Genomic DNA, 20,637 nt, shown 5'->3' on the forward strand with positions numbered 1-20,637 from the left:
GCCAGACCCGGAGTTCGGCCGATGTAGATCACGCACTGTAGCGCTTCGGTCACACAGAACACACGACTTACCCAAGAAAAGCCCCGGATGCGGGCCTGTGCGGCAACTGCCGCTGGAAGCCGGGCCAAGAGCGATCTACTTTCGAGGGAGGAACCTCTGTACGGGGAAGGTCCCATGCCGGTTGCGCGTCCTCTGTCCCGACACGACTTCCTCCATCCCTTCCGTTCCGTCACTCCGTCCGCGCCCGCCCGCCGGTGAGGGTCCTCGAGACGCGGGGCCTGGTGAAGGTGTACGAAAGCCGCCGCAAGAAGCACGTGCGCGCGCTCGACGGCGTCGACCTGACCACCGAGCAGGGTGAGTGCCTGGCCCTCCTCGGACCGGCGGGCGCGGGCAAGACCACGCTCCTGCGCACCGTCGCGGGCCTGGAGTCCCCGACGCTGGGCGAGGTCCACCTCGGCGGGCACCTCATGAACGGCCTGCCGCCGCGGGCCCGCCGGGTCGGCCTGGTCGTCCCCTCGCACGCCCTCTATCCGCACAAGAGCGTGCGCGGCAACATCGAGTTCCCGCTCAAGGCCGAGCACGTGCCCCGCGCGATGCGCGAGCGCAAGGCCCGCTGGGCCGCCGATCTGCTCGGCATCCCCGACCTGCTGGGCCGCCGCCCCGGCCGGCTGTCGGCGGACGAACGCCGCCGGGTGGCCCTCGCCCGCGCCCTCGTCCGCGAACCGGCCGTCCTGCTGCTCGACGAGCCCCTGGCGGGCGTCGACCCCCGGTCCCGCGCCGCCGCCCGCGACGAACTGCGGTCGCTGCAGCGGCGGCTCGGCACCGCGATGATCAGCGTGACCCACGATCAGGCCGAGGCGACGGGGCTCGGCGACCGCGTCGCGGTCCTGGACGCCGGCCGGCTCCGCCAGGTCGGCACGCCCCAGGACCTGTACGACGAGCCCGTCGACACCTTCGTCGCGACGCTCATCGGCACGCCGCCGATGAACCTCGTGCCGCGCGGCGACCGGCTCATCGGCTTCCGCCCCGAACACCTGCTGCCCGCCGAGGAGGTCCCCCCGGACGGGCGGGTCACGATGCCGCTGCGCGTCGACCGGATCGAGCACCTGTCGGGCGACCGGCACGTGTACGGCCGGGTGACGCGCATCGGCCGCGAGACGCGGGTGATCGCGCGGTTGCCCGCCACCGTGACCACCCCGCTCGCCGGCGGGCAGACGCGCGAGTTCGCCGTGCCGGGCGACCGCGTGCGCTTCTTCGACGCCGAGTACGGCAACCGCACGGCACCCGTACGGATCGGCGGGTGAGCCGCGTGGCGGCGAACACCGCGTCTCGTCGCCGGGCCGGGCTCGCGGACCGGGAGGGCCTGCTCACCTGGCTGTTCCTGCTGCCGACGGTCGTCTACCTGACGGCGCTGGTCCTCGTGCCGCTCGCGCTGGCGGTCGCGCTGGCGCTGTCCGGGGTGACGGCGACCGCCCCGGCGTACCGGTTCACCGGCCTGCGGCGGTTCGGCGCGGTCCTCGGCGACGGCGCTTTCTGGCGGGCGCTGGCCGGCACGCTGGTGGTCGCAGGTGTCTCGACGGTCCTCGTGGTGCTCTGCGGGCAGGTTCTGGCCCACGTGCTCCTGGCCCGGTTCCGCGGCCGGTGGCTCGTCCGGCTGCTCGTGCTCCTGCCCTGGACGACGCCGGCCGCGCTGTCGGCGACCTCCTGGCGGTGGCTGCTGGACTCCGCGCACTCCCCCGCCGGACGGCTGCTGCGGGCCGCCGGCGTCGCGTCCTGGCACGAGCGGCCCGCCACGGCCCTGGGCGCGATCGTCGTCGTCCAGGTCTGGCGGCTGACGCCCCTGGCCGCCGTGGTCATGGCGGCCGGGCTCACCTCGATCCCCCGCGACGTACGGGACGCCGCGCGCGTCGACGGGGCGGGCGCCGTACGGCGGGCGGTGGAGGTCGTGATCCCGCTCGCCCTGCCGTCGATCGCGGTCGCCGCACTCCTGACCGCTGTCCTGAGCTGCGCCGATACGGCGGTCGCGGCCGTACTGACCGGGCCGGGAGGGCCGCCGCGGACGCTCGCCGCGCTCGCCTACGCGCGGGGGATCGAGGGCGGCGGGCTCGCGCGCGGCGCGGCGATCGCCGTCCTCCTGCTCCCCCTGCCCCTGGCCGGGGCGGCCGGCCTCCTGCGGGCCGCGCGTTCCCCCGCGAAGGAGGCCGCGTGAGCGAGCGGAGCGGGCGAGCCTTCAGCACGGCGTCCTTGGTCGCTCGTCCGGCGAAGGATGCCTCATGATCGGGGGGCTGGCCGCGCGGACGGCGGCGCGGGAGCTCGCCCGGCAGCGGCGGCGCCAGGCGGTACGCCGGGCCGTGGAGCGCGCGGCGCTCTACGCGCTGGCGACCGTCGCCTCGGTGCTCTGCGCGGCGCCGTTCCTGTGGAGCCTGTGGGCGGCCGTCCACGAGGTCCCGGCCGGGGAGAGCGTGCGCCTGCTGCGGTCGACGCCGTTCGGGGCGTGGGTGGGCCGTACGGTGCTCGTCGGCGGGCCGGTCACGGCGGTGACGGTGCTGCTCGCGCTGCCGGCCGCGTACGCGCTGCGCCGGAGGCGGTGGGGCGGTACGGCGGGCCGGATCATCGCCGTCCTCGCCCTCGTGCCGTCCGTGCTGCTCGCGGTGCCGCTGTCGTGGGCGGCGGACGGGCTCGGGCTCGGCGGCTCCCCGGCGACGCTGGTGCTCGTCGAGCCGGCGATCACCGTTCCGGTGGCGGTGCTGCTGTTCGGCGGGTTCCTGCGGGCCGTTCCGGTGGACGTCGAGGAGCAGGCGCTCGTGGACGGGCACAGCCGCCTCGCGGCCTTCGTTCGGGTCGTCGTGCCGCTGCTGCGACCGGCGATCGCCGCCGTCGCCGTCCTGGCGTTCACGCTGGCGGCCGGTGACCTGGTGTACGCGCGGGCACTCGCCGGAGCGCGTTCGACGGTGGCGGCCGGGATCCCCGCCCACCTCGGACACGGGGCGGCTCCGCTCTGGCGGTCGCTGCACCTGGGCGTCGTCCTGGTCGCGGTTCCGCTGGCGGCGGCGGCCGATCTCGTACTGGGAAGGATCATCGCGGCGTCGGCGGGCACGGCTGATAGGACTTAGGCGTATCCGTCGAACCGACCGAGGAGGTTGCCATGGCAGGCCGGCCACCGCTGCCGCACGAATTCCTGCCCGAGGTTCCGTCGTTCACCGTGACCAGCGACGACGTCGCGCACGGCGAGCGGCTGTCGAACGCCCACGTGTTCAACGACTGGGGCTTCAGCGGCGAGAACCTCTCTCCGCACCTGCGCTGGGAGGGCGCCCCGGCGGAGACCAAGAGCTTCGCCGTCACCTGCTACGACCCCGACGCGCCGACCGGCAGCGGCTTCTGGCACTGGGTGCTGTACGACATCCCCGCCTCCGTGACCGAGCTGCCGACGGGCGCGGGCGGCGGTGACTTCAAGGGCCTGCCCGAGGGCGCCAAGCACGGCCGCAACGACTACGGGAACAAGGAGTTCGGCGGGGCCGCTCCGCCTCCCGGGGCGCCGCACCGCTACGCCTTCACCGTGCACGCGCTGGACGTCGAGAACCTCGGCGTCCCCGAGGACGCCTCGCCCGCGGTGGTCGGCTTCAACATCACCGGCCACACCCTGGGCCGCGCGCAGATCGTCCCCGAGTTCGAGAGCTGACGTTCCGCGCCGCCGCGCGTTCGTTTGTGGGGCCGTACCAGGGGTACGGCCCCACGATCATTGTCGGCGGGCTAGCGGGAGGGCCATGCGATCGGGCCGGTCACAGGGACGGACCCGCGGCGACGATGTCGTGCGCCGTCACGTCCCCACCCGGAACGACCCCCTCGAACGGGAACCGGTCGCCGAAGGCCGGCCGCAGGTCGGTCAGCCACACGGCCTCCGGGTCGTACTTGGCGAAGAACGGCCGGTTCACCAGCTCCGGGTCCCGGCACTGGATGAAGTGCAGGGCGAACAGCCTCTCCCCGCCGATCTCGACCACCCCGTCGACGCACACCTTGCCGGGCGTCGCGGACATGGACGGGCCGCGGACGGTGCGGCAGAGCCCCGAGGTGTTCTTGTAGGCGTCGCGGAAGACCTCGTACGCCCGGGCGAGGGGCACGGCGAAGTAGTCCTGTGGCCCGGTGTCACGTTCCACGAACATGTAGTAGGGGACCATGCCCATCCGCAGCTGTCGCCGCCACATGGTCTCCCAGGTCAGCGGCGTGTCGTTGATCGTGCGGATGAGCGGGGCCTGGGTGCGGATGACCGCGCCGGTGCCGCGGATGCGGCGGGTCGCCTCCGACACCAGGTGCGGTTCGAGCTCGCGCGGGTGCGTGAAGTGGGCCATGAACGCGAGGTTCTTGCCCGCGTTGACGACCTTCTCGAACAGGCGGAGCGTGTCGTCGGCGTCGGGGTCGGTGACCCAGCGCTGCGGCCAGTAGGCCAGGGCCTTGCTGCCGATCCGGATCGACTCGAGCTGCTCGAGTTCCAGCAGCGGCTCGACGTAGCGCCGCAGGACGGGCTCGCCCATGATCATCGGGTCGCCGCCCGTGAACAGGACGCTGGTGACCTCCGGGTGCGCGAGCAGGTAGCGCTTGAGCCGGTCGACGTCGTCGCCCGCCATCTTCAGGTCGGGCTCGCCGACGAACTGCGCCCACCGGAAGCAGTAGGTGCAGTAGGCGTGGCACGTCTGGCCCTGCTTGGGGAAGAACAGCACGGTCTCGGGGTACTTGTGCTGCACCCCCGGCATCGGCTCCTCTTCGAGGGTCGGGATGTTGAGCTGCAGCTGTCCCGCCGGGTGCGGGTTGAGCTTGAGCCGGACCTCGTGGGCGGCGGCGTTCACCTCGGCGCGAGGCGCTCCCCGACGCAGCAGGTCGGAGATGCGAGCGACGTCCTCCGCGGGGAGCATGTCCTCCTGCGGGAAGACGAGCCGGTAGATCGGGTCGTCCGGGGCGGCGGACCAATCGATCAGCTCGTCGACGACGTAGCTGTTGGTGCGGAACGGCAGGACCGTAGCGACCGCCTGGATCGCCAGGCGTTGCTCGGCGGTCAGCCCGGCGCGAGCGGTGAGCTCGTCCAGATGCTTCGCCGTGAAGGCGCGGAACCTGCGGCCGGTGGTGTTCACCGCGGCCGGCGCCGCGTCATTGACCAAGGTCACGTTGACGTTACTCCTCCGAGTCGACGGGAAACGCGCAAGCGGAGCCGCGCGGACCGGGCTCTCAGGGGCCCCTCCGCAGACGACTCGCTGTCCGGGATCTCCCTCCTTAACCGTCGGACCACGACGTCATCGCGTCGCAGCGATGCCACGCTCCCCAGCCCAATTGAACCTGTTGAGCCCCGTTTCTTACGAATTGGATACCCGCAGACACGCGTATCGATACGCAGGCGTGGGGCCCCAAATGATCAACGATCGACGGTCCGAGGAAGTGTCAGACCGACACGCGGACCCGGATCGTGATCTTGTCCGAGGGCTACGCCATACTTCCGGTTGACGAATCCCAGACGCGACAGTGGTCACCGCGGTCAGCGATGTCCCTGCCGCCCCACGAGGAGAGGTCGTGGGCAGACACCGCAAACGCCGCGCGGCACCCCGGCTGAGCCGCAGGATCGCGCTGCTCTCGGCCGGTCTGCTCATCCCCTGCACGGGCGGCGCCGCCGTCCTGGCGGCGACGACCCACCTGGACGAGCACGCGGCCCCGTCGGCCCGCTCGCGCGCCGCCTCCCGGCCCGACGCCGCGATCACGGAGGTGCCCGGGACCCGCTCGCGCCCGCCCGGCGCTCACCCGGCGCCCACCGTCTCCCGCACGACCGCGGCCCCGGAGCCGAGCGCCTCGGCGACCCCGGCCTCCGACGTCCCCTTCGCGCCGTACGCCGACGTGCTGACCTGGCCGCCGCTGGACTTCGCCAAGACCGCGGCGCGGACGGGGGTGAAGGACTACACGCTCGGGTTCGTCGCGGCCGGCGACGGGTGCACGGCGACCTGGGGCGGCCTGACGCCGCTCGGCGACGCGGTCGTCCGCAAGCAGATCAAGAAGGTCCCCGGCGACACCATCGTCTCCCTCGGCGGCCCGCGCGCCACCGAGCTCGCTCACGCCTGCACGGACGTCGACGAGCTGACCACGGCCTACCGCTCCGTCCTGACCACCACCGGGACCGAGCAGGTCGACTTCTACCTCACCGACACGGCGCTGGCCGACGACGCGGCGGCCCGCCGCCGCGCCGAGGCACTGGCCCGGCTGAGCCACGACCGGCCCGGCCTGCGCGTGTCGTTCACCCTTCCGCTGCACCGGACCGGCCTCACCGCCGACGCGCTCGGGACGCTGCGGACGGCGACGGCGGCGGGCGTCGACGTCTCGATCGTCGACCTCCTCCCCTCGGAGACGACCGGATCGGCCGTGCAGGCCGCCGCGACGGCCGCCCACGGGCAGCTCCAGCGGCTCTACCACCAGGACGCGGACACGGTCTGGCGGCGGATGGGCGTCGCGCCCGTCATCGGCGTCACGGGCACCGGCGCCGGATTCCAGCCCGACGACGCCCGGCAGATCCGCACCTGGGCCACCAGCCGTCACCTGGGCCGGCTGTCGATGTGGTCGATCACCCGGGACACCCCGTGCACCACCGACACCACCGCGCAGAACGACACGTGCAGCGGGCTCGACGAGGACGCCGGAGTCTTCTCCAGAATCCTGCAAGGATCGTAAGAATCTGCAGGTTGGCCGCTTAGGTCCGCCGCCGCGGGGTAGTCCCAGAGACCCGCATCGGGCACCTAGATTGGAACCTGTGAGTTCGGCGAGACCTGCACGTGATCCGGCGACGCTTCCCGCGTGCCTGCCGGTCCTCGCCGCCATCGCGGGCGTCGTCTACAGCTCCTGGGTCCTGCAGTTCCTGATCAACCCGAAGCTGGACCCGGTCAACGGCTACGTCAGCGAACTGTCCGCCACCGACCAGCCGTACCACGGCTTCTTCTCCGGCTGCGACTTCTTCTCGGGCACCCTGTCGATCGTCGTCGCGGCCATCGTGCTGCGCCGGCTCCGCCCCGGCGGCTGGGCGCTCGTCGGCTGGCTCTCCCTGCTGCTGTTCGGCGTCTTCTCGATCGGCGACTCGCTGTTCGCCATGGACTGCGCGCCCAACTCCGACCCGACCTGCGCGCTGCGCGAGCGGGCCGGGACGGTGTCGTTCGCCCATGAGTTCCACTCGGTGACCAGCACGCTCGTCGTCACCAGCGGCATCGTCAGCCTCATCGCCCTGACGATCGCCGCCCGCCGGTACGGCCGCTGGCCGGTGCTCGCGCGCTGGAGCTGGCCCGTCATGGTCGTGGAGACGAGCACGGCGCTGGGAACGCTGCCCCTGATGTACTTCGGACTGATGCTCGGCGTCATGGAGCGCGTGCAGGTGACGGTGATCTCGGTCTGGCTGATCGTCATCGCCGTCGAGCTCTACACCGGCCGGCGGCGCGCCCTCGCCGCCGGACCTCCCATCCTCCACCCGGACGCGCGGCCCGACGGCCGGAGCACGGAGCGGGAGAAGGCCACGACCCCGTGAACGACCGCCTGCCCGGCGACCTCATGACCATCGGCGGAGACCGCCTGCACGTCGTCACGGAGGGTACGGGATCGCCTCCGGTGCTGCTCAGCGCGGGTCTGGGTGGCGCCTGGTTCGACTGGACCCCGGTCGTCTCCCGGCTGCGCGACGCGCACCGGGTGATCGTCTTCGACCGGCCCGGCCTCGGCGGCAGCCCGCCCGTACGCGGCGCCGCGACCCTCCGCGCGGAGGCCGACCGGCTGGCCGCGCTGGCCCGGTGGGCCGGGGCCCCGGTGATCCTCGTCGCGCACTCGTTCGCCGGCTTCCACGCCGAGGCGTTCGCCCGGCTCCACCCGGAACTGGCCGGCGGCATGGTGCTGGTCGACCCCAGCGCGGAGCCGCGCACGCCGCGGTACTCCCGCCCGCTGAGCCGCCTCGTGCCCCTCGCGCGCCTCGCCGGCACGGTCGCCGGCACGACCGGCTTCACCCGGCTGGCCGGCCCGGCCGCGTACGGCCTGGCGATGCGGCTGATGACCGCGCGCGGCAACGTCGCGCCGCCGGAGTACGTCCGGGAGGTCTGCACGCGCGGGCACGTCCTCGGCACCCTTCTCGCCGAGGACGCCGTGTACCGCCAGATGGCCGCGGACCTGCTCACGCTGCGCCGCCACCGGCCCTTCCCCGGCATCCCGCTGCGGGTGATCACCGCCCTGGGCGACCTGCGCGGCGACGGGGAGGCGTGGCGGCGCGCGCACGCCGGCCTCGCGGCGCTCAGCCCGCGCGGACGGCAGGTCGTCCTGCCCGACGTCGGGCACCTCGTCCAGATCGACCGGCCCGAGGCCGTGGCGCGGGCGGTGCGCGAGCTGTGAAGGCCGTCGCCCTCGCCCTCATCCTGCTGCTCCTGGTCGCGGCGTGCGAGAACCCCGTCCGCAAGGTCTCGGAGAGCTCGCTGCGCAACGCGACCGCCTACGGCGCGCGCGACGAGCTGCGCGACCTCGGGTACACGATCCGCGCGGGGATGCGCTGCCGTACGCTGTCGGCGGACACGCTGTCGGTCGTCCGGGTGCAGTGCGTCGGCCGGACCGACCGCGACGAGCCGGTCCGGGTGGACGCCGTCGCCTACCGGGCGAACTCCCCGCATCCCCTCCAGGAGTACGTGATCACGGTGAGCGGCCGCGAGGTCGTACGCAGGCCCTGCCTCGGCCAGGGCTGCCAGGACCCAGAGTGACCGGCCCGGTCGAGGGGCACGCCGGGAGGCGGCCGGAAGCGCGCAGCGGGCGGCGGCCCGAGGAGCGGGCCGAGGGCCCGCGGGTCGCGGTGGACGCGATGGGCGGCGACGAGGCCCCCGAGCAGGTGGTGGCCGGCGCCGTGGCCGCGGCCCGCGAGCACGGCGTCCGCGTCGTCCTGGTCGGCCACGCCCGCCGCGTCCGTGACCTGCTCCGCGAGCACGACGCGCTCGGCGAGATCCCACTCGTGCACGCCGAGGACGCCCTCGCCATGGACGAGGGCGCGCTGGCCGGGTGGCGGCGGCCGCGCTCGTCCGTCGCGATCGCCTGCCACCTGATCCGGCGCGGCCACGCGGCGGCGCTCGTGTCGGCCGGATCGACCGGCGGCGTGGTGGCGACCTCCCGGCTCCGCCTGCGCGGCCAGCCGGGGGTGATGCGGCCCGCGCTGGCCGTCGTCCTGCCCACCCGCCCGCGCCCGACGGTGCTCCTCGACGCCGGCGCGACCGCCGACGCCAAGCCCGAGATGCTCGCCCAGTTCGCCACGCTCGGCACCGCGTACGCGCGCATCCGGCTCGGCGTCGCCTCGCCACGGGTGGGGCTGCTGACGATCGGCGAGGAGGCCGGCAAGGGCAACAAGCTGACCCGGCGCGCCCACGAACTGCTGTCCGGCGACCTGCCGGGCGTCGACTTCATCGGCAACATCGAGGGCGGCGACCTGCTGGCCGGCGCGGTCGACGTCGTCGTCACGGACGGCTTCACCGGCAACGTCGCGCTCAAGACCGTCGAGGGTGCCGTACGGCTGGCGGTCACGGAGATGCGCGCCGCGATCGGCTCCGGCCTGCTCGCCCGCGCCGCCACGCTGCTGCAGCGCCGGCAACTGCGCCGGCTGCGGGACCGGCTGGACCCGGAGACGCACGGCGGCGGCGTCCTCCTCGGCCTGAACGGCACCGTCGTCATCGCCCACGGCGCGTCCCGCGCCCCCGCGATCGCCTCGGCCTGCGTCCTCGCCCGCGACCTGGCCGCCGGCCGCATCGTCGAGCAGATCGGCGAGGGCCTCGCCGCCACCCGCCAGAACCGCTTCTCCTTCCGCAACCACGGCGAACCGGACACAGCGGCGCCTGCTCCTGATCACCCCGAGCCCTGACGCGATCATTAAGCAGATACCACGCGAACGTAAGACGTAATGTCTTACACTGGTCTTATGGCAGACACGATCACCATCCGTACCGACTCGGAGACTGAGCACGCCCTCGAGGTTCTCACCAGGGACGGCGGCTCACGCTCGGCCGCGATTCGCCATGCGGTACTTGAGACCGCCATGCGGAAGGAACGCGCAGCAGAGATGCGCCGCGCCGTTCTCCGGATGCCTCTGGGTGAACCGGACGGCGTCGACATCGCGGCAGAACTCGCCGCCGCCCGCGACGAAGAGCGCGGATGATCTACCTCGACTCCGCAGCGGTCGTAAAACTCGTTCATGCGGAGGCGGAGTCCCAGGCACTTCGCGATTGGCTGGACGCCCGCGCCGACACCGGCTGGATCAGCTCCGCGCTGCTGGAAATCGAATCGTTCCGCGCTCTGGCGCGGTACGCGCCGGAGGCGGTGGCGCGTCTGCACCCGGTACTCGACCTCATCGAGTTGGTCGAACTTCAGCCGAGTATCCGCATCCTCGCGCAGACGATCCGACCTGTCACCGTTCGAAGCCTTGACGCCATCCACCTCGCCACTGCCCTGCGAATCCGAACACAACTGACCTCGTTCGTCACGTACGACAAGCGATTGGCGGAAGCCGCCGCAGGTGTCGGGCTCGTCGTCGACATGCCCGCTTGACGGGCGGTCGGCCTCGCCGCCACCCGCCAGAACCGCTTCTCCTTCCGCAATCACGGCGAACCGGACACAGCACCGCCGCCTCCGGATCACCCCGAGCCCTGACGCGCCGACCACCGGGTCCTCGGTGGCCGTCGTCAGGACGTGAGGTCGAGGACGAACCGGTACTTGACGTCGCCCGCGGCCAGCCGGTCCAGTGCCGTGTTGACCTCGGCGACGGACAGCACCTCGACGGTCGCGGTCACGTCGTGAGCGGCGCAGAAGTCGAGCATCTCCCGGGTGTCGGCGATGCCGCCGCTGCCCGCGCCCGCCAGCCGTTTGCGCCCGAACCGCAGGGCCTGAGGGTCGAAGGACAGCTCCGGCACGATGCCGAGCGTGCACAGGGTCCGGTCGAAGCGGAGCGCCGTCAGGTAGGGCGAGAGGTCGTGCGCGCGGGGCACGGTGTCGAGGATGAGGTCGAACCGCCCGCGCTGCGCGGCCATGGCCTCGGCGTCCGTCGACACCACCACGTCGTCGGCGCCGAGTTCCCGCATGTCCTTCGCCTTGCCGGGTGAGGTGGTGAAGCCCACGACCTCGGCGCCGAGCGCCTTGGCCAGCTTCACCGCCACGTGCCCGAGCCCGCCGAGGCCGATGACGCCTACCGTCTGTCCCGGGCCGACCTCCCACCGCCTGAGCGGCACCCAGGTGGTGATCCCCGCGCACATCAGGGGTGCGGTCCCGGCCGGGTCGAGTCCCTCGGGACGCCGGTACACGAACGCCTGGTCGGCCACGTACTCGTCGCTGAACCCGCCCTGGGTCAGGGACCCGTCGTGCCGGTCGCGCCCCGCGTAGGTCAGGGTCGGGAACTCCGCGCAGAACTCCTGATCACCGCTGCGGCAGGCCTCGCACACCCCGCACGAGTCGACGATGTTCCCCACACAGACCGGATCGCCGATCTGGAAGCCGGTGACCGCACCGCCGACGGCCACCACCTCACCCACGATCTCGTGGCCCGGCACCAGCGGGAAGATGTCCGGCCGCTCGTGACCCGGTTCGGGCCGCACGTGATCCAGGTCGGTGAAGCACACCCCCGCGTGCGTCACCCGCAGCGCGACGTCGGTGGGTCGCAGGTCACGGCGCTCGAAGCGCCAGGGCGCCAACGCCGACCCGGGTGCCTGGGCGGCCCAGCCGGTGACCGTTCGCATGGTGGATCTCCTCTCGTTCACGACTCCGCCATGCTGTCGCCGGACCACGCCGCCCCACCATCGGTGGCCGATGACCGGGAATCACAGGGCCACCCTCGTACCGGACGGCCGAACATAGCCTGAGGCCATGGACAACGCCGCTCTCGCCGAGTTCCTCCGGGCCCGCCGCGCCCTGGTCCGTCCCGAAGACGTGGGCTTCGACGACGCCGCCGGCGACGCCCGCCGCCGCGTGACGGGGCTGCGGCGGGAGGAACTGGCCCTCCTGGCCGGAGTGAGCGCGGACTACTACGTACGCCTGGAGCAGGGACGCGGACACCGCCCCTCGGAGAGCGTCCTGGAGTCGCTGGCCCGGGCGCTGCGGCTGGACGAGGAACTGACGGAGCACCTGTACGCCCTGGCCCGCCCGGCACCGACCGCCCCGCGCACCCGCGAGCGGGTGCCGGACACCGTGCAGGAACTCCTGGACGCCTGGACGACGACACCGGCCACGGTGACCAGCCGCCGGATGAACGTCGTCGGATCGAACGCCCTGGCGTGCGAGCTGGCCCCCTGCTACGTGCCTGGGACGAACCTGCTGCGCGCGGTGTTCCTCGACCCCGCGACACGGGAGACCCATGTGGACTGGGACGGGGTGGCCTCGGACACGGTCGCCAACTTCCGGGCCCGGATCGGAACCGAGCGGGACGACCCCGAGCTGACGGCACTCATCGGTGAACTGTCGCTGCACAGCCAGGAGTTCCGGGAACTGTGGGCCCGCCACGACGTCCGCACCACCACGGCGGGCGCCAAGAGGTTCCGGCACCCGGAGCTGGGCGTGATCGGCCTCCGCTTCCACGCGATGCCATTGGAGGACGGCCAGGTGCTCACCGTCCTCCACGCCCGGCCCGGATCACCGGACGAGCAGTCCCTGGCCCTGCTCGCCACGATGATCGCGACCCGGCGCCGCGGTCGCTGATGCCGTCGCGGCGCCGGTGAGCACGCAGTCCAGGTTCTCACTGAGGACGGCGGCCCCCGCTCGGCCGCGATCCGCACTGCGGATCCGCCGAGCCGCACGCCGGTCGGCATCTGCTTCGCCGTCGTTGCTGCCACTCTGCCGCCGCTGCGGCCTACGTTCGGTCGTTCTTGCGTCTTTCGTTCCGTCGACAGGGACGGCAAGCCCCGGCCCGATGCACAGGTTGCACCTAGCTGTGCTTCAACAGGGTCGCAACCTCTACACAGGCACCTTGGTTTTCGGGCGGTTGATCCGCTCGCGTGGAGGTCCCTTCGTACGCTGCCGGATCGTCGAGGCGGTCACGTAACGGTGGTGTGGTCGACGGTGATCCCCGGCGGGACGGCTGCCGCCAGACGAGCCGGGTCGACGTGCGTTCCGGTGAGCCTGCGTCGTACCTCCGGTTCCACGAGAGCCGCCGCGGCGGTCGTCCGGATGATCAGGTCGGTGCCGTCCGTTGCCGCGCCCAGTCTGATGGCCTGGATCTCGTCCCAGGCCAGGAACTCCTCCCCGAATCGGAGCCCGGTCCCGTCCGCCATGAGAGCCGCTCGCGGGATGAGCTGTTCGGTCAGGATCAGGCAGAATCCGGCGAACATGACGCCCAGCGGGATCCAGGCGCGTGCGTCCTGCCGGACCGTGACGACCACCCAGATGGTTCCGATCAGACCGTTCCAGACCGCCAGGAAGGCTGCGTCCGGCAGCGCCGACCGGAACGGTGCCCGTACGGAGTAGGGCTCCGCGTCTCCACTCCGTAGCTCGGCGATCGGGACCGGCACCGACCTCCGGAACCGGTCGGCCAGTTCACTCGCCTGCACTCCCCCGCAGACCGTCTCGAAGGCGAGCGCGAAGGGTTCGTCACGGCCCGGGACGCGCAGCAGCCGCGGGGCCGGCCCGATCCGCCGCATCACCTCCGCCAACCGGGTCCAGGGACGGGCGCGCGTCGCGTCGTCCGGCTCGGTGCGGATTCCGACCGTGACCCTCCCGCCGGCCCTGTCGAAAACGACGATCTTCGCGATCCGGTCCCAGCTCAGCCTGGTACGGCCGCCGCGGCTCAGGATCGAGACACCGTCGCGGTCGGCGATGAGGACCTTCATCGGGTAGAGCGAGAAGGCCACGATCATGACGATCCAGACAGGGAAGATCTTGAGGATCTCCCGTCCGCCGAGGAGGTAGGCCAGGCCGAGCGCCCCGGCGAAGCCGAGTACGTACCCGGCGATCTGCAGCGGCCTGTCCGGTGAGAAGACGAACCCCCGCCGACGCAGTACGACCTCGTCCATCGTGAACCTCCTCGGGGCGACGCCACCGTCCGCGACACAGGACGTCCGTGAGAACGCGGCGGTTGTCAGTCCGTCGTCTTCGTGCGACGTGTGCCACAGTCGGTGCGGGGTGCTTTCCCGCGTCCGGCGCACGCGGTAAGCAAGCAGGTACGTGCGACCGAGGGAGGCCCATGGATCGGCCCTTTGACATCGTGTTGTTCGGCGCGACCGGGTTCACCGGCGCACTCACCGCCGAGTACCTCGCGGCGCACGGATCCGGGACGTGGGCGGTGGCCGGGCGGAACACCGCGAAGCTGGAGGCGCTGCGCGACCGCCTCGGCGTGGATCTGCCACTGCTGCGCGCGGACGTGACCGACCCGGCCTCGCTGCGGGAGATCGCCGAGTCCGCCCGGGTGGTGATCAGCACGGTCGGCCCGTACGTGACCTACGGCGAGCCGCTGGTGGCCGCGTGCGCCGAGGCCGGCACCGACTACGTCGACCTCACCGGGGAGCAGGAGTTCGTCGACCTGATGTACCTGAAGTACCACGCGCGGGCGGCCGCGACCGGGGCGCGGCTCGTGCACGCGTGCGGGTTCGACTCGGTGCCGCACGACCTCGGCGTCTACTTCACGGTCCAGCGGCTGCCCGAGGGCGTCCCGCTGAGCGTGCGCGGGTACGTCCGGGTCGGCGGCGCGCCGTCGGGCGGAACCGTCCACTCCGCGATCACCGTGATGGCCCGCATGCGTGAGGCGGCCGAGGTCCACCGCAGACGGCGAGCGGCGGAGCCGCCGGTGCCGGGCCGCCGGATCCGCGCTGTACAGGGGCGTCCGCACCGCAACGCCGGGCTCGGCGCCTGGGCGCTGCCGTTGCCGACCCTGGACCCCGACGTGGTCCGGCGCTCCGCGGCCGCCCTCGACCGCTACGGGCCCGACTTCTCCTACGGCCACTTCGCCGCCGTACGGCACCTGGCCTCCGCCGCCGGCCTGGCCGCCGGGTCGGCCGGGTTGGTGGCGGCCGCCCGGATCGGGCCCGTGCGGGACCGGCTGCTCGACCGCTTCACGCCCGGCACCGGACCGTCGGCAGAGAAGCGGGCCAGGAGCTGGTTCACCGTGCACTTCGCCGGGGAGGGCGGCGGCCGGAAGGTCGTGACCAAGGTCTCCGGCGGCGATCCCGGCTACGGGGAGACCGCCAAGATGCTGGCCGAGTCCGCGCTGTGCCTGGCCTTCGACGACCTGCCCGCGACCGCCGGTCAGGTCACCACGGCCCAGGCGATGGGCGACGCCCTCCTCACCCGCCTGCAACGCGCCGGGCTGGAGTTCACGGTCGTCGGCTCGGCCGGCTGACGCGGGCCGGGCGGCGCGCCCGTGCGGTGGAGGCGGATATTCGGATGGGGCTGTGGCCGGTCGCCGATAGGCTTTTAGGACGTCGCAGCCGCAGCTGCCGAAGCCGTACTCCACGAGGATCCCGATGTCCGACCCGCAGCACGTTCTCGCCGCCCGCGTCCAGGCCGCCCTCGGGGCGGCGTTCGGAGAGCCCGACGCCGACCCGGTGATCCGCCCGTCGCAGTTCGCCGACTTCCAGGCCAACGTCGCGCTTCCGCTCGCCAAGAAGCTCGGCCGCAAGCCGCGCGACATCGCCGCCGACCTCGTGGCGCACCTCGACGTGTCCGACGTGTGCTCGAAGGTCGAGATCAGCGGTCCGGGGTTCGTCAACCTGACGCTCAGCCCGGAGTGGATCGCCGGGCAGGCGCAGGCCATGCACGGCGACGAGCGGCTGGCGGTGGAGAAGGCGGAGGCTCCGCAGACGACGGTCGTGGAGTACTCCTCGCCGAACATCGCCAAGGAGATGCACGTCGGTCATCTCCGGACCACGATCGTCGGGGACGCGCTCGCGCGGGTGCTGGAGTTCGTCGGGCACCACGTGATCCGGGACAACCACATCGGCGACTGGGGCACGCCGTACGGCATGCTGATCGAGCTGCTGCTCGAGGTCGGTGAGGACTCGGCGGAGGCCAGGCTCCCGGAGACCGACCCGAACGCCTTCTACCAGATGGCGCGGCAGCGGTTCGACTCCGACGCCGCGTTCGCCCAGCGGTCCCGGGAGCGGGTCGTGAAGCTCCAGGCCCACGACCCGGACACGATCCGGCACTGGGAGCGGCTGGTCGAGCTGTCGAAGAACTACCTGCACACGGTCTACGGCCGGCTCGGCGTGACGCTCACCGACGAGGACATCCGGGGCGAGAGCTTCTACGACGACATGCTCGGCGTCACCGCCGACGAGCTGCGGGACAAGGGCGTCGCGGAGATCAGCGAGGGCGCGCTGTGCGTGTTCCCGCCCGGGTTCACCGGCCGGGAGGGCGACCCGCTGCCGGTGATCATCCGGAAGAGCGACGGCGGCTACAACTACTCCACCTCCGACCTGGCCACGATCCGGTACCGCGTCGACAAGCTGGACGTCGACCGGATGATCTACGTCGTCGGCGCGCAGCAGGCGCTGCACTTCCAGATGGTCTTCGCCGTGGCCCGGATGGCGGGCTGGCTGCCGGAGAGCGTCAGCGCGGAGCACGCCCAGATCGGCAACGTCCTGGGCCCCGACGGGAAGATCTTCCGGACCCGGAGCGGCAAGCCGGTCAAGCTGACGGAGTTGCTGGACGAGGCCGTCGAGCGGGCCGGCGCGGCGTTCGACGAGGTGCCGCACGAGGAGGAGTTCGACGAGGAGACCCGGCGGCGGATCGTCGAGGCCGTCGGCATCGGGGCGGTCAAGTACGCCGACCTGTCGGTCGCCCGGGGCAGCGAGTACGTCTTCGACTTCGACCGGATGATCTCCTTCCGGGGCAACACCGGGCCGTACCTCCAGTACGCCGCCGCGCGGATCCGGTCGATCTTCCGGAAGGGCGGGCTGACCCCGGAGGAGGCGGCGGGGCCGATCGTGCTCGGCCACGAGGCGGAGCGGGCCCTCGCCCTGCATCTGCTGGGGTTCGGCACCGCGCTGCGGCAGACCGGTGAGACGACCGAGCCGCACCGGCTGTGCGCGTACCTGTTCGAGCTGGCCTCGGCGTACACCACGTTCTACGAGAACTGCCCGGTGCTGCGGGCCCCGGACGAGGCCACGAAGGCGTCGCGGCTGGCGCTGTGCGCGCTGACCCTGCGCACGCTCGCCAAGGGCCTCGAACTGCTCGGCGTGGAGACCCCCGAGCGGATGTAGCGATCCCCTCCACCCGCCCGCTCGTTCCCGAGGAACGGGCGGGCGGTGCCGTACGTCGGACTTCGGGCGACAGGACATCGACGGCGCAGGAGGCGGCGTGAGCGACGACTGGTGGACCGACGCGCGGCAGGATCGGCAGATCCGCGGTCTGCGGGAGGAGGTCAGCGCGGCGTACGAGTACGCCGATCGCAACTCGCGGACGCTGCAGTCGAAGCTCACGGAGGTGCAGGGCACGCTGGAGCGGCGGATCGACCGGCTGTCCCGGTCCTTCGACGCGTTCGTGGAGCTCTCGGACCTGCGGACGGAGATGGCGGTCTTCGACCGGGAGGCCGCCATCCGCAAGGAGACGCGGCGGCTGCTGCGTTCCCTCGCCCGGGACGCCGCCGACCCGCCCCGCCTCGACCTGACCGACTGCCCCGGCTACTGGCTGGGGCCCGCCGCGGAGGCCCTGTCGGCGCTGCTCCGCGGGGACGAGGTGAGCGCGGACACCTGCGCCGCCGAGGCGAGCCGGCGCGACGAGGCGCGGACCGCCCTGTTCCTGACGCTGGCGCTCGCGGTCGCGGGCCGGGACGCCGAGGCCGCGCCGTGGCTGGCGCGGACCCTGCCGCCCCTCGGCGAGACCGTCACCCACGTGCAGCGACGGCTGTGGGTCGCCTGCGCCGAGGGGGTCTTCGGCGAGCCGGGACGCTCCCACGTCGAACGCCGGCTGGCCGAGTTCGTCGAGGGCCTCCCGGCCGCCGCCGCCACCGCGGAGGGCCGGGCGTGGGCCGAGAAGATCTCCTCCGCGGGCGGGAGCGCGGAGACCTCCCGCCTGCCGCGGATCCTGCGGGACCAGCCGGCCCTGACCGCGCCCGCGGCGGACGCCGCGCGTCTCGCCCGCCTGCGGGCCCTGATCGAGGAGGCCCTCCCCGCGGCCGAACCCCCGCCCCGCGGCGCGGACGACGCCGGCCCGTCGGAGTTCGCCACGCTGCTGGTCACGCTCGTCGACGAGGGCAGCCCCGACGAGGCGCCGCTCATCGCCCGCGCCCGGGAGCTGCGGCAGATCATCGAGAACGGCGCCGCGGCGCCGCCGAAGGCCTGGGACTCCCCGGGAGGAGAGACCCGGGCCCTGCTGCGCGGCGACATGTTCGACGGGAGATCGCCGGCGCTGCGCCTGCTCGCCCTGCGCGCCGGACGCCGCTGGATCGCCGAGGCGGCCGACGACCTGGCGGAGAAGGCGTCCCGTCCGCTCCCCGTGCGGATCCAGGTCCGGGTGCGGGGCTTCGGCCTGTCGATCGGCCCGGACGGTCCGGGCTCGACGGCGGAGCCGGAGGCAGAGATCGACGCCCAGTACGCGACCGGCTCGACGACCGACTGGATCGGTCTGGCCATGACCGGTGCCGGCGTCTCCGCCCTCATCGGGACGCTCGTCGCCGCGCTCGTCGGCCTGGCGATCGTCGCCGCCGTGGTCGCCGCCGGCGGCGCGATCCTGTGGATCATGCAGCGGCTCGCCCGTCGCACGGCCGCCGAGAACGCCGTACGGGAGAAGGACCGCCTGATCCGTGAGACGCGGCAGATCGCGGACGCCTTCCGGGAGCACCGCGCCCGCTATGAGACTCTCGCCACGTCGGTGGCGAAAGACCGGGACGCGATCCTTACCTTCGTCGGCTAGGGGTATGCCCTCCCTCGGGAACGGTGAGACGAACATTCCCGGAGGGTTGGCATGGGCAGGGATGTGGCGGCGGTCGCCATCACCAAAGAGGACCGGCGGCGCTACAGGGAGAAGGTCCGGCGTTGCCTGGAGGCCCTGTCGGCGATGCTGCGCGACGGCCGGTTCGAGGAGGACCGTGCCAGCATCGGGATGGAGGTCGAGCTCAACCTCGTCGACGAGACAGGGCTGCCCGCGATGCTGAACGCGGAAGTCCTGGAGTCGATCGCCGATCCGGGCGCGTGGGCGACCGAGCTCGCGCAGTTCAACATCGAGATCAACATGCCGCCCGGGTCGCTGGCCGCCAAGTCGCTCGCGATGCTCGAACAGAGCATCCGCGACAACCTCAACCACGCGGACGGCCGGGCGCGGGCGGTGGGCGCCGAGCTGATGATGATCGGCATCCTGCCGACGCTCCGCGAGTCCGACGTCAGCGAGGCGACGCTGTCGACCAACCCGAGGTACCGGCTCCTCAACGAACAGGTCCTCGCGGCCCGGGGTGAGAACCTGCCGCTGGAGATCGAGGGCGTCGAACTGCTGCGGACCTCGTCGGACTGCATCGCGCCCGAGGCGGCCTGCACGAGCGTCCAGTTCCACCTGCAGGTGCGCCCGGAGCACTTCGCGGCCTGCTGGAACGCCGCCCAGGCCATCGCCGGCGTGCAGGTCGCGCTCGGCGCGAACTCGCCGTACCTGTTCGGCAAGGAGCTGTGGCGCGAGACCCGGCTGCCGCTGTTCGAACAGTCGACCGACACGCGGTCGGAGGAGCTGAAGACCCAGGGCGTACGGCCCCGGGTGTGGTTCGGCGAACGCTGGATCGACTCGGCGTACGACCTGTTCGAGGAGAACTCCCGCTACTTCTCCTCACTCCTGCCGATGTGCGAGGACGAAGAGCCCCTGGAGGTGCTGGCCCGCGGCGAGACGCCGGAACTGGCCGAGCTGTCGCTGCACAACGGCACGATCTACCGTTGGAACCGCCCGGTGTACGCCGTCGTCGACGGCCGCCCGCACCTACGCGTGGAGAACCGCGTCCTGCCCGCCGGGCCGACGGTCGCGGACATCATGGCCAACGCCGCCTTCTACTACGGCCTGGTACGGGCCCTGGCGGAGGAGGAGCGCCCGGTGTGGGAGCGGATGTCCTTCGCGGCCGCCGCCGACAACGCGCGGCGAGGTGCGAGGTTCGGTCTGGACGCCCGGGTCTACTGGCCCGGTGTGGGCGAGGTGCCGGTCACCGAGCTGGTGCTGGAGCACCTGCTGCCCCTCGCCGTCACCGGCCTCGACGGGTGGGGCGTCGACACGGTCGTCCGGGACCGGCTGCTCGGCATCATCGAGCAGCGCTGCGTCACCGGCCGGAACGGCGCGACCTGGCAGGTCGAGACCGTCCGCGCGGCGAGCGCGGCCGGCGCGGACCGCGCGGAGGCGCTCCGGCTGATGACGCGCCGCTACGTCGAGCACATGCACACGAACGCGCCCGTGCACACCTGGCCGGTCGGGGACTGACTACTGGAGGTAGCCCTCGACCTCGCCGGTCGGCCGGGACTGGGCGCCGTCGGGGTCGTCCCCGACGTTACGCCGCGCCCTGCGCTGGCGCAGCAGGTCCCAGCACTGGTCGAGCTGCTCTTCGACCGTGCGCAGCCGCTGGTGCTCTTCGTCGGCGGTCAGGTCTCCCTTCTGCAGCCGCTCGCGGAGCGTGTGCTCCTCTTCCACCAGGTCGTTGATATGACCGAGGATCTCGTTGTCCTGCATCCCTGCATC

20 protein-coding genes are annotated in these 20,637 nt (G+C 72.7%); 16 read left to right on the forward strand and 4 right to left on the reverse strand.

What is annotated here, in order from left to right; all coding sequences use genetic code 11:
• Nucleotides 1–281: 281 nt before the first annotated feature.
• The 4 genes from NE234_RS06690 (at nucleotide 282) to NE234_RS06705 (ending at nucleotide 3,679) form a co-directional block, all read left to right on the forward strand.
• Entirely contained in the window at nucleotides 282–1,304 is a 1,023-nt protein-coding gene (locus tag NE234_RS06690; RefSeq protein WP_252777971.1) for an ABC transporter ATP-binding protein, read from the forward strand.
• Nucleotides 1,301–2,209, forward strand: coding sequence for a carbohydrate ABC transporter permease (locus NE234_RS44140; RefSeq protein WP_252777972.1), 909 nt, complete (start codon nucleotides 1,301–1,303; stop codon nucleotides 2,207–2,209). Before NE234_RS06690 ends, NE234_RS44140 begins: the two co-directional genes overlap by 4 nt.
• A 64-nt stretch (nucleotides 2,210–2,273) precedes the next feature.
• Nucleotides 2,274–3,113, forward strand: coding sequence for an ABC transporter permease subunit (locus NE234_RS06700; protein WP_252777973.1), 840 nt, complete (start codon nucleotides 2,274–2,276; stop codon nucleotides 3,111–3,113).
• A gap of 32 nt (nucleotides 3,114–3,145) precedes the next feature.
• Nucleotides 3,146–3,679: a YbhB/YbcL family Raf kinase inhibitor-like protein gene (locus NE234_RS06705; RefSeq protein WP_252777974.1), complete on the forward strand. Its 534-nt coding sequence runs from the start codon at nucleotides 3,146–3,148 to the stop codon at nucleotides 3,677–3,679.
• Nucleotides 3,680–3,779: 100 nt separating this feature from the next.
• On the opposite strand, the gene NE234_RS06710 is transcribed toward NE234_RS06705, so the two are convergent.
• Complete coding sequence (locus tag NE234_RS06710; RefSeq protein WP_252777975.1) at nucleotides 3,780–5,156, reverse strand: KamA family radical SAM protein; 1,377 nt, start codon at nucleotides 5,154–5,156, stop codon at nucleotides 3,780–3,782.
• A 400-nt stretch (nucleotides 5,157–5,556) separates the two neighbouring features.
• On the opposite strand from NE234_RS06710, the gene NE234_RS06715 reads away from it, so the two are divergent.
• From NE234_RS06715 to NE234_RS06745, 7 genes are all read left to right on the forward strand, one after another.
• Entirely contained in the window at nucleotides 5,557–6,699 is a 1,143-nt protein-coding gene (locus NE234_RS06715; RefSeq protein ID WP_252777976.1) for a glycoside hydrolase family 18 protein, read from the forward strand.
• 79 nt (nucleotides 6,700–6,778) lie between these two features.
• Nucleotides 6,779–7,540, forward strand: a complete 762-nt coding sequence (locus NE234_RS06720) for a DUF998 domain-containing protein (protein ID WP_252777977.1) — start codon at nucleotides 6,779–6,781, stop codon at nucleotides 7,538–7,540.
• Nucleotides 7,537–8,385: an alpha/beta fold hydrolase gene (locus tag NE234_RS06725; RefSeq protein ID WP_252777978.1), complete on the forward strand. Its 849-nt coding sequence runs from the start codon at nucleotides 7,537–7,539 to the stop codon at nucleotides 8,383–8,385. The genes NE234_RS06720 and NE234_RS06725 overlap by 4 nt, the downstream gene beginning before the upstream one ends.
• Complete coding sequence (locus tag NE234_RS06730) at nucleotides 8,382–8,744, forward strand: hypothetical protein (protein ID WP_252777979.1); 363 nt, start codon at nucleotides 8,382–8,384, stop codon at nucleotides 8,742–8,744. The genes NE234_RS06725 and NE234_RS06730 overlap by 4 nt, the downstream gene beginning before the upstream one ends.
• Before the next feature lie 89 nt (nucleotides 8,745–8,833).
• A complete protein-coding gene (plsX, locus tag NE234_RS06735) occupies nucleotides 8,834–9,886 on the forward strand; it encodes a phosphate acyltransferase PlsX (RefSeq protein WP_308206857.1) in 1,053 nt (350 codons plus the stop codon).
• A gap of 57 nt (nucleotides 9,887–9,943) precedes the next feature.
• Nucleotides 9,944–10,180 (forward strand): hypothetical protein, encoded by a 237-nt coding sequence (locus tag NE234_RS06740; protein WP_252777980.1) that lies wholly within the window; start codon nucleotides 9,944–9,946, stop codon nucleotides 10,178–10,180.
• On the forward strand, nucleotides 10,177–10,569 hold the full coding sequence (locus NE234_RS06745) for a type II toxin-antitoxin system VapC family toxin (protein WP_252777981.1): 393 nt from the start codon (nucleotides 10,177–10,179) through the stop codon (nucleotides 10,567–10,569). The genes NE234_RS06740 and NE234_RS06745 overlap by 4 nt, the downstream gene beginning before the upstream one ends.
• Before the next feature lie 134 nt (nucleotides 10,570–10,703).
• On the opposite strand, the gene NE234_RS06750 is transcribed toward NE234_RS06745, so the two are convergent.
• Nucleotides 10,704–11,750: an NAD(P)-dependent alcohol dehydrogenase gene (locus NE234_RS06750; protein WP_252777982.1), complete on the reverse strand. Its 1,047-nt coding sequence runs from the start codon at nucleotides 11,748–11,750 to the stop codon at nucleotides 10,704–10,706.
• Nucleotides 11,751–11,877: 127 nt separating this feature from the next.
• Between NE234_RS06750 and NE234_RS06755 the strand changes: the two genes are divergently transcribed.
• Nucleotides 11,878–12,705 carry a helix-turn-helix transcriptional regulator gene (locus tag NE234_RS06755; RefSeq protein WP_252777983.1) on the forward strand — a complete coding sequence of 276 codons (828 nt, stop codon included), beginning with the start codon at nucleotides 11,878–11,880 and terminating at the stop codon, nucleotides 12,703–12,705.
• 335 nt (nucleotides 12,706–13,040) lie between these two features.
• Here NE234_RS06755 and NE234_RS06760 read toward each other — a convergent pair whose 3' ends face one another.
• Nucleotides 13,041–14,015 (reverse strand): hypothetical protein, encoded by a 975-nt coding sequence (locus NE234_RS06760; RefSeq protein ID WP_252777984.1) that lies wholly within the window; start codon nucleotides 14,013–14,015, stop codon nucleotides 13,041–13,043.
• Between the two features lie 170 nt (nucleotides 14,016–14,185).
• On the opposite strand from NE234_RS06760, the gene NE234_RS06765 reads away from it, so the two are divergent.
• From NE234_RS06765 to NE234_RS06780, 4 genes are all read left to right on the forward strand, one after another.
• On the forward strand, nucleotides 14,186–15,337 hold the full coding sequence (locus NE234_RS06765) for a saccharopine dehydrogenase family protein (RefSeq protein ID WP_252777985.1): 1,152 nt from the start codon (nucleotides 14,186–14,188) through the stop codon (nucleotides 15,335–15,337).
• A gap of 124 nt (nucleotides 15,338–15,461) precedes the next feature.
• A complete protein-coding gene (argS, locus tag NE234_RS06770; protein WP_252777986.1) occupies nucleotides 15,462–17,198 on the forward strand; it encodes an arginine--tRNA ligase in 1,737 nt (578 codons plus the stop codon).
• Nucleotides 17,199–17,295: 97 nt separating this feature from the next.
• A complete protein-coding gene (locus tag NE234_RS06775; RefSeq protein ID WP_252777987.1) occupies nucleotides 17,296–18,849 on the forward strand; it encodes a hypothetical protein in 1,554 nt (517 codons plus the stop codon).
• Between the two features lie 51 nt (nucleotides 18,850–18,900).
• A complete protein-coding gene (locus NE234_RS06780; protein ID WP_252777988.1) occupies nucleotides 18,901–20,382 on the forward strand; it encodes a glutamate--cysteine ligase family protein in 1,482 nt (493 codons plus the stop codon).
• Here the strand turns inward: NE234_RS06780 and NE234_RS06785 are convergent, their stop codons facing one another.
• Nucleotides 20,383–20,628 (reverse strand): DUF2630 family protein, encoded by a 246-nt coding sequence (locus tag NE234_RS06785; protein WP_252777989.1) that lies wholly within the window; start codon nucleotides 20,626–20,628, stop codon nucleotides 20,383–20,385.
• Between the last annotated feature and the right edge of the window lie 9 nt (nucleotides 20,629–20,637).

Source organism: Actinoallomurus rhizosphaericola (genome assembly GCF_024055675.1).
GTDB lineage: Bacteria > Actinomycetota > Actinomycetes > Streptosporangiales > Streptosporangiaceae > Actinoallomurus > Actinoallomurus soli.